General features: G+C 72.9%; 13 protein-coding genes. 5 read left to right on the top strand and 8 right to left on the bottom strand.

The annotated features are described in order from the left end of the window. Positions 1-166 precede the first annotated feature (166 nt). A complete protein-coding gene (locus G9272_RS06345) occupies positions 167-1,438 on the top strand; it encodes a geranylgeranyl reductase family protein (protein ID WP_171395612.1) in 1,272 nt (423 codons plus the stop codon). A 15-nt stretch (positions 1,439-1,453) separates the two neighbouring features. Here the strand turns inward: G9272_RS06345 and G9272_RS06340 are convergent, their stop codons facing one another. Continuing rightward, a complete protein-coding gene (locus tag G9272_RS06340; protein ID WP_171395611.1) occupies positions 1,454-1,909 on the bottom strand; it encodes a nitroreductase family deazaflavin-dependent oxidoreductase in 456 nt (151 codons plus the stop codon). Positions 1,910-2,063: 154 nt separating this feature from the next. Here G9272_RS06340 and G9272_RS06335 point away from each other — a divergent pair, with 154 nt between their 5' ends. From G9272_RS06335 to G9272_RS06325, 3 genes are all read left to right on the top strand, one after another. After that, positions 2,064-2,753: a TetR/AcrR family transcriptional regulator gene (locus tag G9272_RS06335; protein WP_171395610.1), complete on the top strand. Its 690-nt coding sequence runs from the start codon at positions 2,064-2,066 to the stop codon at positions 2,751-2,753. Between the two features lie 156 nt (positions 2,754-2,909). Then, the gene (locus tag G9272_RS06330) at positions 2,910-4,172 is read left to right on the top strand and encodes a sensor histidine kinase (RefSeq protein WP_171395609.1); all 1,263 of its coding nucleotides are present in this window, start codon (positions 2,910-2,912) and stop codon (positions 4,170-4,172) included. Positions 4,173-4,222: 50 nt separating this feature from the next. Then, positions 4,223-4,888 (top strand): response regulator, encoded by a 666-nt coding sequence (locus tag G9272_RS06325; RefSeq protein ID WP_057605352.1) that lies wholly within the window; start codon positions 4,223-4,225, stop codon positions 4,886-4,888. Here G9272_RS06325 and G9272_RS06320 read toward each other — a convergent pair. Further along, positions 4,849-5,133: a DUF6332 family protein gene (locus G9272_RS06320; RefSeq protein ID WP_171395608.1), complete on the bottom strand. Its 285-nt coding sequence runs from the start codon at positions 5,131-5,133 to the stop codon at positions 4,849-4,851. The two genes, G9272_RS06325 and G9272_RS06320, sit on opposite strands and share 40 nt — an antisense overlap. 101 nt (positions 5,134-5,234) lie before the next feature. Next, positions 5,235-6,725 carry an MFS transporter gene (locus tag G9272_RS06315; protein ID WP_171395607.1) on the bottom strand — a complete coding sequence of 497 codons (1,491 nt, stop codon included), beginning with the start codon at positions 6,723-6,725 and terminating at the stop codon, positions 5,235-5,237. A gap of 86 nt (positions 6,726-6,811) precedes the next feature. On the opposite strand from G9272_RS06315, the gene G9272_RS06310 reads away from it, so the two are divergent. Beyond that, positions 6,812-7,216 carry a MarR family winged helix-turn-helix transcriptional regulator gene (locus G9272_RS06310; RefSeq protein WP_171395606.1) on the top strand — a complete coding sequence of 135 codons (405 nt, stop codon included), beginning with the start codon at positions 6,812-6,814 and terminating at the stop codon, positions 7,214-7,216. Between the two features lie 13 nt (positions 7,217-7,229). Here the strand turns inward: G9272_RS06310 and G9272_RS06305 are convergent, their stop codons facing one another. From G9272_RS06305 to G9272_RS06285, 5 genes are all read right to left on the bottom strand, one after another. Then, on the bottom strand, positions 7,230-7,976 hold the full coding sequence (locus tag G9272_RS06305; protein ID WP_171395605.1) for a maleylpyruvate isomerase family mycothiol-dependent enzyme: 747 nt from the start codon (positions 7,974-7,976) through the stop codon (positions 7,230-7,232). Positions 7,977-8,026: 50 nt separating this feature from the next. Next, entirely contained in the window at positions 8,027-9,274 is a 1,248-nt protein-coding gene (locus G9272_RS06300; protein WP_171395604.1) for an MFS transporter, read from the bottom strand. A 64-nt stretch (positions 9,275-9,338) separates the two neighbouring features. Beyond that, the gene (locus G9272_RS06295) at positions 9,339-9,689 is read right to left on the bottom strand and encodes a glyoxalase (RefSeq protein WP_253267735.1); all 351 of its coding nucleotides are present in this window, start codon (positions 9,687-9,689) and stop codon (positions 9,339-9,341) included. Positions 9,690-9,809: 120 nt separating this feature from the next. Next, the gene (locus G9272_RS06290) at positions 9,810-10,457 is read right to left on the bottom strand and encodes a response regulator (protein ID WP_171395603.1); all 648 of its coding nucleotides are present in this window, start codon (positions 10,455-10,457) and stop codon (positions 9,810-9,812) included. Next, entirely contained in the window at positions 10,454-11,776 is a 1,323-nt protein-coding gene (locus G9272_RS06285) for a sensor histidine kinase (protein ID WP_171395602.1), read from the bottom strand. The genes G9272_RS06290 and G9272_RS06285 overlap by 4 nt, the downstream gene beginning before the upstream one ends. Positions 11,777-11,783 lie beyond the last annotated feature (7 nt).

The raw sequence follows: 11,783 nt of genomic DNA, 5'->3' as shown, positions 1-11,783 counted from the left end.
GTACTGGTGTGTACTGGTCCGTACGGGTGATCGTGCGAGCGTACGCGCCTGCCGGGATGTGGGGCGCGCACGCCGCCGATCCTCCCACAGCGGACCGTGGCGATCTCCGCCGTAGGATGCGGGGGACAGGTGCGGCAAGCGGCTTGATCAGGAGCAGTAGACCATCGTGAGCAGCGAGAACTCTCCAGCGGACGACGAGAACTCTTCGGCGGACGACGCGCGGCAGGTGTGGGACGTCGTCGTGGTGGGCGCGGGCCCCGCAGGGGCTTCGGCCGCCTACGCGGCGGCGGTCACGGGACGGCAGGTGCTGTTGCTGGAGAAGGCGGAGCTGCCCCGCTACAAGACGTGCGGCGGCGGCATCATCGGCCCCTCCCGCGACGCACTGCCACCCGGCTTCGAACTGCCCTTCCGCGACCGGGTGCACGCGGTGACCTTCTCGAACAACGGGCGCTTCACCCGCACCCGCCGGTCCCGCCAGATGCTGTTCGGGCTGATCAACCGGCCCGAGTTCGACCAGCAGCTCGTCGAGCACGCCCAGAAGGCGGGCGCCGAGCTGCGCACGGGCGTCACCGTGCAGCGGGTCGAGCAGCACGGCTCGGCGGTGCCGGACCGGCGCACGGTCGCGGTCGTCCTCCAGGGCGGCGAGACGCTGCTGGCGCGCGCGGTGGTCGGCGCGGACGGCAGCGCGAGCCGCATAGGGGCTCATGTCGGGGTGAAGCTCGACCAGGTGGATCTCGGCCTGGAGGCGGAGATCCCGGTGCCGGAGACGGTCGCCGAGGACTGGAAGGGCCGGGTCCTCATCGACTGGGGTCCGATGCCCGGCAGCTACGGCTGGGTGTTCCCCAAGGGGGACACGCTGACGGTCGGTGTCATCTCGGCGCGCGGCGAGGGCGCGGCGACCAAGCGCTACCTGGAGGACTTCATCGGGCGGCTCGGCCTCGCCGGGTTCGAGCCGAGCATGTCCTCCGGCCACCTGACCCGTTGCCGGGCCGACGACTCCCCGCTGTCGCGCGGGCGGGTGCTCGTGTGCGGTGACGCGGCGGGGCTGCTGGAGCCGTGGACCCGCGAGGGCATCTCCTTCGCGCTGCGCTCGGGTCGGCTCGCGGGCGAGTGGGCGGTCCGTATCTCCGAGGCGCACGACGCGGTGGACGCCCGCCGCCAGGCGCTGAACTACGCCTTCGCGATCAAGGCGGGCCTCGGGGTGGAGATGAGCGTCGGCAAGCGGCTGCTCGCCCTCTTCGAGCGCCGCCCCGGGCTCTTCCACGCCGCCCTCACCGGTGTCCGCCCGGCCTGGCGGGCGTTCACCGACATCACCCGCGGCCGGACGACCCTGGGAGAGCTCATCCGCTCGCATCCGCTGGCCCAGCGGGCGCTGGCCGCGGTGGACCGGCGGCAGGCGCCGACGGCCGAGCCGGTGGCCGAGGAGAGCGGCTCCTGACCCGAAGGGCGCGGATCACCGTCGGTTCGTGACGGTGATCCGGAACACCGGGTGGTCAGGGGCGATGCGGCGCATCTCGGCGTCCGGGGAGTCGGGACCCACCCCGTTGAAGAAGACGCCGACCTCGGCCTTCCAGCGCTTGAGGTAGGCGCGCAGCAACGGCGTCTTGTCGTCGTCGGCGACCTCGACCGCGGTGAACTCCTCCACGTTCTTGCCGAGGCGCAGCTCACCGCCGCCCACCGCCCGCATGTTGTGCGTCCACTGGACGTGGCCGCGCGGTGCGATCAGGTACTGCTGCCCGTCCACGGTCAGCAGGTTGACGGGGGTGGTCCGCCACTCGCCGCTCTTGCGGCCGCGGACCGCCAGCACCCGGGACCCCCACACGCTCAGACCCCGGCGGGTCAGCCAGGCCACGGCGCGGTTGAAGACGTTGACGGTGAACCAGCCGGGCTTCTGCACGTGGGTGGACATGGCTGCTGCCTCCTGAAACGGAAAGTGTGAGCACTGCTCTCGCTTGAGGCGAGTCTGCCGTAGGTCGTCGCTCCAAAGCAAGAGCAGCGCTCTCTAATTTGTTCACTGATCCCGATTGGGTGCGGTGCTCTGTTTTCGTGGGACACTGGCACGCATGAGCAGCATCGTTCGAGGGGCACGCGCCCGCGCCAGGATCGAAGTCACCGCCGCCATCAAGGAGGAGGCCCGCAGACAACTCGCGTCCGAGGGCGCGGCCAAGCTCTCGCTGCGAGCCGTGGCCCGTGAGCTCGGCATGGTCTCCTCCGCGCTGTACCGCTACTTCCCGAGCCGCGACGACCTGCTCACCGCACTCATCATCGACGCCTACGACTCCCTCGGCGAGGCCGCGGAAGCCGCGCACGCGGCCGTCGCCGACGCCGCTCCCGTCGAGCGCTGGGTCGCGGTCGGCGAGGCGGTGCGAGGCTGGGCGCTGGCGCATCCGCAGGAGTACGCGCTGATCTACGGCTCGCCGGTGCCCGGCTACAGCGCGCCCCAGACGACCGTGCCGGCCGCCGCCCGCGTCGGCCTGCTCCTCATCGGCATCGTGCGAGACGCGCATCAGAGCCACGCGCTGGAGGTGCCGCTCCTGACGGACGAGCTGGTCCCCGAGGCGGTCCGGCTGGCGGCCGACCTCGCCCCCGACCTCCCGCCGGGGGCGGCCGCGGCGCTCGTGGCGGCGTGGGCCCAGCTGTACGGACTGGTCGGCTTCGAGCTGTTCGGGCAGTTCAACCGGGTCGTGGAGGAACGCGAGCCGTTCTTCCGGTACGCGGTCACGCGCCTCGCCCATGGGGTGGGACTCCGCTAGGACGCGCCGCTGAGCGTGAGGGCGTCCGGTCGGCGGCGTGCCATCGATGAAGATCCCGCACCGTCCCCAGGGGCGGCACGTACTTCCAGGGGAGTACGGCTGATCACCTCGCCCGGCGGACGTCCGGCGCGGTCGGCGGCGTCTAGCGTGGCGGACATGGAAGAAGAGCGGACGCAGGGGCGCGGCGGCCCGGGACAGTGGTGGTCGCAGGGGCCGCCGCCCTGGCTGCGCCGCTGGGAGGGCCGGGAGGGCCGGGAGGGTGGGGCCGACCCGGAGTCGCGTGCCGCGCGGTGGCCCTGGCGATCCACCGTGCTGCTCACCGCCTTCGTCCTCGTCGGCTCGAACTTCGCGGCCCATGCGCAGGAGGGTGAGCGGGCCCCGCTCGACACCTTCGCGCGCGTGCTGTTGGTGCTCGCCTCCGGGCTGCTGCTGTGGCGGCAGCGGCACCCGGTGGGCGTCGTGTTCGGCACGGCGTCCGCCGCCGCGCTCTACCTGGGCGCCGGCTACCCGTACGGACCGGTCTTCCTGACCGTGGCCGTGGCCTGCTTCTCCGCCGTCGTCGCCGGGCACCGGCGGGCCGCCTGGACGGCGCTGGGCCTGCTGTGGGCCGTCCATCTACTGGTCGCGCACTGGCTGTACCGGTGGCTGCCGCCCGCCGGCGACGACCCGGCACCCTTCGGGCAGGAGATCGTCGTCGCGGGATGGGCCGTGGCGATCGTGGCGATCGCGGAGCTGGCCCGGATCCGGCGCGAACAGTGGGCCCGTGAGCGGGCCGAGCGCGCCCAGGCCGCCCGGCGGCGCGCCGACGAGGAACGGCTGCGGATCGCCCGCGAACTGCACGACGTCCTCGCGCACAGCCTCTCGGTGATCAACGTGCAGTCGGGCGTGGGCCTCGCGCTCCTCGACTCCGACCCGGAGCAGGCGCGCACCGCGCTCACCACCATCAAGTCCGCCAGCAAGGAAGCGCTGGGCGAGGTGCGCCAGGTGCTCGACAGCCTTCGCGCGCCGGGGGACGCGCCGCGCACCCCCGCACCTGGCCTGGACCGGTTGCCCGAGCTGGTGGAACAGGCGGCGCGCGCGGGCCTCACGGTCGATGTCGCCGGTCGGCCGCCCCGGTTGCCGCCGCACACGGATCTCGCCGCCTTCCGCATCGTCCAGGAGGCCCTCACCAACGTCGTACGTCATTCGGGCTCGCGCCACGCGCGCGTGCGGCTCGAACAGGGCGGCGGGACACTACGGCTACGCATCGACGACGACGGTCCGGCGACCGGTGCCGACGCGGGCGGCAGCGGCAACGGTCTCGCCGGGATGCGGGAGCGGGCCGCGGCCCTGGGTGGCACGATCGAGGCGGGACCGCGGCCCGACGGCGGCTTCCGGGTCCTCGCCGTACTGCCCATGAGGGCCGGGGAGAACCGGTGATCGCGGCGGGACCGGCGAACGGGGCCGGACCGGTGGACGAGGGAGGCACGGTGATCCGCGTACTGCTCGCCGACGACCAGTCGTTGGTCCGGGCGGGGTTCCGGGCGCTGCTGGACGCGCAGCCGGACATCGAGGTGGCGGCCGAGGCCGCCGACGGGGAGGAAGCGGTGCGCGCGGTGCGTGAACTGCGGCCCGACGTCGTGCTGATGGACATCCGGATGCCCCTCCTCGACGGTCTGGCCGCCACCCGCCGGGTCACCGACGACGAGGCGCTCTCCCAGGTCAAGGTCATCATGCTCACCACCTTCGAACTCGACGAGTACGTCTTCGAGGCGATCCGCTCGGGCGCTTCCGGCTTCCTGGTCAAGGACACCGAACCGGAGGAACTCCTGCGTGCCGTACGGGCGGTGGTCGCCGGGGACGCGCTTCTCTCGCCGGGAGTCACCCGCCGGCTCATCGCCGAGTTCGCCGCACGCTCCAAGGAGCCCGCGGCGGCCGACGCGCTGAGCCGGCTCACCGAGCGGGAACGGGAGGTGATGGCGCTGGTCGGGATCGGCCTCTCCAACGAGGAGATCGCCCGCAGGTTGGTGGTCAGCCCGCTCACCGCCAAGACCCATGTGAGTCGCACCATGGTGAAGCTGGGCGCCCGGGACCGGGCCCAACTGGTCGTCCTGGCCTACGAGTCGGGGCTGGTCCGGCCCGGCTGGCTGGGCTGAGGGTCCGTACGGAGGCGGACGAGCACGGAGACCACCCGGACCACGAACACCACGGGAGCGAGCGCCAGGCCCGCCCGCAGCAGCGACTTCTCCGCCAGGTCCGGCAGTTCGAACAGCAGCGCCGGACCGGCCACCGCCCCGAAGAGCACCGCCGCCCCGAACACCGCACTGCACAGCGCGTATCCGATCTCGACGGTGATCACGTCCCGCTCGGCCTGCGTGCGCCGGCCCCCGTACCCGCTCATACGGCGAGTCTCACAGGTGTACGCCCGGCGAGGCAATCGGCCCCGCCGGACGCACTCCTGGAGGCGGCTGCCCCCTCAGGACCTGTCTGTCCGGACAGGCCCTAGTCGCGGGCCCCCACGGGCTCCGCTTCCGCCTCCGGCACGGTGGACCTGGCGATCACGACCGAGTTCCGGGCGCGTCGGGTGCGCAGTCCGGGGACGGTGATGAGCAGGCCCACGGCGGCGATGGCCGTCACCACCGCCAGTCCGGGCCGGTAGCTGTCGAGGACGGCCTGCGGGGTGGGGTCGGCCGGGGCGCCCGCGGTCACCACCGCCGTCACCACCGCGAGGAAGATCGCGCCGCCCACCTGCACCGAGGTGTTGAGCAGCCCCGAGACCATGCCCTGCTCGTGGTCCGGCACGCCGTTGGTGGCCTGGATGTTGAGCGAGGGGAAGACCAGCGCGCAGGCCGCGCCGATCAGCAGCATGGTGGGCAGGATCACGGCCGCGTACACCGGGTCGAGATCGACGCGCAGGAACAGCGCGTATCCGGTGACCATGAAGGCGAATCCCGCCGCGATCAGCCGCGGAGTGCCGAACCGGTCGACGATCGAGCCCATCTTGGTGGAGGACACCGCGACCAGCGCGCCGGCCGGCAGGAAGGCGAGTGCAGTGTGCAGCGCCGACCAGCCGAGCAGCGTCTGCATGTAGAGGGTGGCCAGGAACTGGAAGCCGACGTACGAGCCGAAGAAGGCCATCGCGCCGAGCTGGGCACGGATCTGGCTGCCGGAACGCAGCACGCCGAGCCGGATCAGCGGACCGGCCGAGCGGCGCTCGACGAGGACGAAGACGGTCAGCAGGACGGCGACGGCGAGGAACGACAGCAGCGTGCGTGCGGAGGTCCAGCCGGACTCCGGTGCCTGGACCACGGTGAAGACCAGCAGCAGCATCGACGCGGTGCCGAGGACGGCGCCGGGCACGTCGTAGCCGTTGTGGTCCTTCTCGCGTTCGCTGCGCGGCAGCAGCTTCAGACCGGCCGCCAGCGCGATCAGGGCGATCGGCGCGGGCAGCAGCATGGTGAGGCGCCAACTCGCCTCGGTGAGCAGGCCGGAGAGGACCAGCCCCATCGAGAAGCCGGTGGCGGCGCAGGTGGTGTAGATGGAGAGCGCCCGGTTGCGCAGCGGGCCCTCCGGGAACGTCGTGGTGATGATGGACAGGCCGGCCGGGGCCGTGAAGGCGGCGCTGAGGCCCTTGATGAACCGGCTCGCGATCAGCAGCGGACCCGAGTCGACCAGCCCGCCGAGCAGCGAGGCCAGCGCGAAGACACCGAGGGCGATCAGGAAGACCTGGCGGCGGCCGAGCAGGTCGGCCGCGCGACCGCCGAGCAGGAGCAGGCCGCCGTAGCCCAGGATGTAGCCGCTGACGATCCATTGCAGGGTCGAGGTGGAGAGGCCGAGGTCGGCGCCGATGGACGGCAGGGCGACGCCGACCATCGACACGTCCAGCGCGTCCAGGAACATCGCGGCGCACAGCACCAGCAGGGTGCCCCACAGCCGCGAGGTCCAGCGGCCCTCGGCGAGAGGGGACGCGGGGGAGGGGAGCGGAGAGGTCATGACGGAGAGACTACATGCGCATGCATCGAATGCAAGCGCATTTAATTCCGGTGCAATAATTGGTCTTCTCTGCTACGGTGCGCCCCATGGCGGCGAAGAAGGGCGAGGCCGAGGCCGAGCAGGCGCTCGTGGAACAGTGGCGGGACATGCTGGCGCTGCATGCGCGGACCCAGTGCGAACTCGACCGGGCGCTGCATCAACACGGCCTGTGCGGAAGCGACTTCGAGGTGCTCGACGTCCTCGCGGAGTCGGCGGCGCCGGACGGCTCGTGCAGCTATCGCGTCCAGGAGATCGCCGAACGGGTCCATCTCAGTCAGAGCGCGCTGTCACGGCTCGTCGCCCGTCTGGAGAAGGACGGTCTGGTCGAGCGCGGCATGTGCCCGGAGGACCGCAGAGGCGTCCGGGTCGCGCTCACCGGGAAGGGGCGCGCGCTGCACGGCGACGTACGGCCGGTGCAGCGCGCGGTGTTGACCCGGATGCTGACGGACTGACCGCGGCGGCCTGTCAGTTGACGGCGGACTTCTCCCGCCACAGCGTCGCCAGCGCGGCGTCCCCGGTCACGGCCGGAAGCGGCAGCCGGTTCCACAACGACAGGTAGAGCAGTGCCGCGGGACCGGACACCTCGCAGTCGGCGTCCCCTTCGCCGTTCCGCTCCGTCACGGGCGGCTCCGCCGACAGGCGTACGGTCCACACGGCGTCGGCCGTGTCCGTCGCCCGCACCCGCAGGACCCGGGGCCCGTCGGTCCGCACCCGGCTCTTGGCGCGTGCGTGGAACCCGCGCAGCAGCTCGTCGATACCGTCCGCCGCGAAGCCCGCGGCGATGTCCCGGGCGATCTCCTCGGGTGCGCGGCCGCGGGCCGATTCCGCGTCCACGCGGTGCACGGCCGTCTCGTGCGCCTGCCGCCTGGCCCAGAACGCGAGCGGTGACGGCGCGGGCAGGAAGTGCCAGCACCGTACGTCGGCCGGGGCGCAGGACAGGGTGTCGACGAGCCGCAGGTGGCCCTCACGGAACCAGTCCAGCAGCGCGTCGCCGTCGAGCTCCGGCGGTTCGTCGAAGGGGCGGAACGAAGAGTCGCCCTCGGCCACGAACGACGTCGCCCAGCGGTGCACCGCGCCCGTGTGCCGCAGCAGGTCCCTGACCTGCCAGTCCGGACAGGTCGGCACCTTCGCGTCGGGGCCCGCTTCCGCCGCCGCCGAGGCGAGCGACCGGCCCTCCTGGTCCAGGGCGCTGATGAACTCGGAAGTCTCCATGTGGGGGAGTGTGCCGGATGGAGTGCGGTCGAGGGGAGGGGCGGCGGTCGTCAGCCGGCCGTCGCCCGGCGGGTGGCGAAGCCGATCGCCGCGGCCACCCCGGCCAGTACGGCCACGCTGGTGAGGGCGGCGGGCAGGGAGAACCAGTCGGCCATGAAGCCGATGGCGGGCGGGCCCAGAAGCATGCCGCCGTAACCGAGCGTCGAGGCGGTGGCGACGCCGCTCGGACCGGCCAGGGCGCCCGCGCGTTCGACGGCCACCGGGAAGAGGTTGGCCAGTCCGAGTCCCGCGATCGAGTAGCCGAGGAGCGCCGCCCACAGAGCCGGGGCGAGGGCGCCGAGCAGCATCCCCGCCGCCGCGACCCCGCCGCCGATCACCACCGTACGGGTGCGGCCGAGCCGTTCGAGGAGGGTGGTGCCGGTGAGCCGGCCGACCGTCATGGCGAGCGCGAAACACGAGTAACCGGCCGCGGCGACCCCGGCGGAGGACCCCAGGTCCTGTCGCAGATGGAGGGCGCCCCAGTCGGCAAGGGCTCCTTCGCCGTAGGCGGTGCAGAGGGCGATCAGGCCGAAGACGACGACGAGACGTCGGGTGCGGGGCGTCAACCGGTGCGGGGCCGCCTTCGCGGGCGCCGGATCCTCGCGCCCGGCGGTGGCGTGCTCGGGCCCGGCGGTGGCGTGCTCGGGCGGCCGCGGCGGCTGCTGTCGGAGCAGCGTGGGTGCCGTGAGCGCGGTGACGAGCAGGCCGATGATCCCGAGCCCCAGCAGATGGTGCGTGGGGGACAGGGATCCCGCGACCAGCCCGCCGAGACCGGCGCCGATCATGCCGCCCAGGCTGAAGGCCGCGTGGAAGGTGGGCATGACCGGCCTGCGCAGCGCAGCGACCAGATCGACGGCGGCACTGTTGAAGGCGACGTTGATGCTGCCGTACGCCGCGCCGAACAGCAGCAGGACGGCGCCGAGCGCGGCGGCGGAGTGGGTGAGCGGGGGAAGCGTGACGCTGAGGGAGAGCAGGACCGCGCAGACCACGGTGACCGGGTGGCTGCCGTAGCGGCTGCACAGGCGCCCGGTGAACATCATCGTGATCACCGCGCCCGCGGAGACGCCGAGGAGCGCGAGACCGAGGGTGCTGGGGGAGGCGCCGGTCTGTTCCTTGATGGCGGGGATCCGGACGACCCATCCGGCGAAGATGAAGCCGTCGAGGGCGAAGAACGTGGTCAGGGCGATACGGAGCCGGGTGAGGTCATTGCCGTGACCCGGCGCCGCGTCGCGTGTTCGGGTTTTGTTTATTTGCGGCACAAAATCAGGCTAGGTGGTTGTCCGGAGCTGAACAAGGCCGTCGTGGGGTCTTGGCTCGCTCTTGTCATCGGCCCGGCAGGCGCGTGGTGATCTCCTGGAGCACCCAGCCGTTGCCGTCCGGGTCGCTGAACGAGGCGAACGAGGCGTAGCTGCGGCGCTCCGGGTCCGGGCCGGGCACCCGCCCCTCGGTCCCGGCTCGGTGGAACACGCCGCCCGCGTCGTGGAACACCGCGCTCACCTCCGCGCCCCGCTCGACGAGTGCGGCCCGGGCCGCCTCGATGTCCTGGACGACGAGATGCAGGCCTTCGACGGACCCCGGCGCGGCCGCGCTCAGCCCGGTGCCGAAGACGACCGATGCCGAAGAGCCCGGCGGGGTCAGCTGGACGACCCGTAGGCCCTCGTCGGTGACCGGCACGACCACGACCTCGAGACCGGTGACGGGCGCTCGGGGTGGTCGGCCGGTGGCGCGTGGCCGGTGGCGCGGGCCAGGTGATGGCGGCCGCGCCCCCGTGCCGCGTCGGTAGGGCGGCCGGCGTCACGGCAGCAGTCGTCGCTCCTTGGCGACCGCCACCGCGCCCGACCGCGTCTCCACCCCCAACTTGCCGTAGATCCGCCCGAGATGGGTCTTGACCGTCGCCTCGCTGATGAACAGCGCCCGGGCGATCTCCCGGTTGCCCAGGCCGCGGGCCAGCTGAGCGAGGATCTCGTGCTCACGGGCGGACAGGGTGGGGCGCGGACTGCGCAGCCTGGTCAGCAGACGGTCGGCGACGGGGGCCGACAGTGCGGTGCGGCCGGCCGCCGCGGCTCGGATCGCCGCGAAGAGTTCGTCCGGCCGTTCGGCCTTGAGCAGGTAGCCGGTGGCGCCCGCCTCGATGGCGCGGGTGATGTCGGCGTCGGTGTCGAACATCGTGAGCACCAGGACCCGGGGACCCGCCTCCGGTCCGCCGGTCAGGCGCCGTGTGGCCGTCACGCCGTCCATGCCGCCGTCGAGCTGAAGGTCCATCAGCACCACGTCGGGACGCAGCCGGGCGGCCAGCGCGAGTGTCTCCTCGCCGGTGCCCGCCTCGCCGACCACGTCGATGCCGTCGGCGCTGGACAGCAGGGCGCGCAGTCCCGCCCGGACGACGGCATGGTCGTCGCAGAGCAGCAGCCGGACGGGCGGCGGGGGTACGGACGCGCTCACGAAACGGGCTCCTTGAGAGGATCGGGGACGAACGAGGTCAGGGACACGGCGACGGTGACGACGGTGCCCTCGCCCGGGGTGGACTCGACGCTCAGCGTGCCGCCCGCCTGCCGGGCCCGGATCCGCATGGCCGGCAGTCCGTGCCCGCGCGTGCGGTCCCGTTCCGGCACCGGAGCGGTGGCCGTTCCGGTGTCCGGAGGGTTGTCCGGATCGGTGTCAGGAGGGGTGTCCGGGGCGAACGCACCGGCGGCACCGGGCGGGCGAGCCGGTTCGCCCGGCCCCGGCCCGAATCCGCGCCCGTTGTCGGCGACGTCCAGTGAGACCAGGTCGTCCAGGCAGGTCAGGGTCAGGACACCGCGGGTCGCCGCGGCGTGTTCGCGTACGTTCGCCAGTGCCCCCTGGGCGATGCGCAGGAGCGCGGCCTCGACCCGTTCGGGCAGCGGGCCCGGGTCGCCGTCGAGCCGGAATTCCAGGGCCAGGCCCGGTCCGCTCTCCCGTGCGGCGAGCAGGGTGAGCGCGTCGGGGAGCGTGTGTGCGGCGAGGTCGGCCGGGGCCAGGTCGTGCACGAAACGGCGGGCCTCGGTGAGGCCCCGGGAGGAGATCTCGGCGGCCTCGCGCAGGTGCTCCCGGGCCGCGTCCGGATCCGACTCCCAGACGCGCTCGGCCGCGTGCAGCAGCATCCGCTGACTGGACAGGCCCTGCGCGAGGGTGTCGTGGATCTCCGTGGACAGCCGCTGACGCTCCGCCAGGACACCCGCCTGCCGCTCGGAGGCCGCGAGGTCGCGGCGGGTGCGGACCAGATCGTCGATCAGCACACGCTGCCGGGCACCCTGGCGCTGGAGATGGACCATCACGGCGGTGGCCACCGCGGCGACGGCCGGCGGGGCCAGGACCATGTTGGGATTGAGCGCGCCGTCGGCCACGCGCACCTCCGAGACGACGACCAGCGCGGTGAGCACGACCGCGAGCGGCACCGCGATCCGTGGCGGCAACGCGTGCAGGCCGGCGAACAGCAGCGGCATGGCGCACCAGGTCGCGCTCGGGGCGAGCACCAGGAGAGTCACCCAGACGGCCGAGACCGAGCCCAGCCATGCCAGATGGCGCGAGGTCGGCGCAGAACCGGGCCGGGGCGCCGGGGCCAGGAACCGCCCGAGGACGTGGAGCAGGCAGAAGGCCGTGTACAGCGCCACCACCCATCCGGTGTGCGCTCCGCCCCGGTCGCGGCTCAGGAAGCGGACGAACGAGGAGCCGAGCAGCACGAAGAACGCGAGGTGGACGACCGTGCCCAGCCAGCGCTCGTCCGGATCGGTGTGTCTCATCCTCCGT

Source organism: Streptomyces asoensis (assembly GCF_013085465.1).
In the GTDB taxonomy this organism is placed as follows: Bacteria; Actinomycetota; Actinomycetes; order Streptomycetales; family Streptomycetaceae; genus Streptomyces; species Streptomyces cacaoi_A.
The sequence above is the reverse complement of the archived record's forward strand: the minus strand, read 5'-3'. Positions and strand labels throughout refer to the sequence as shown.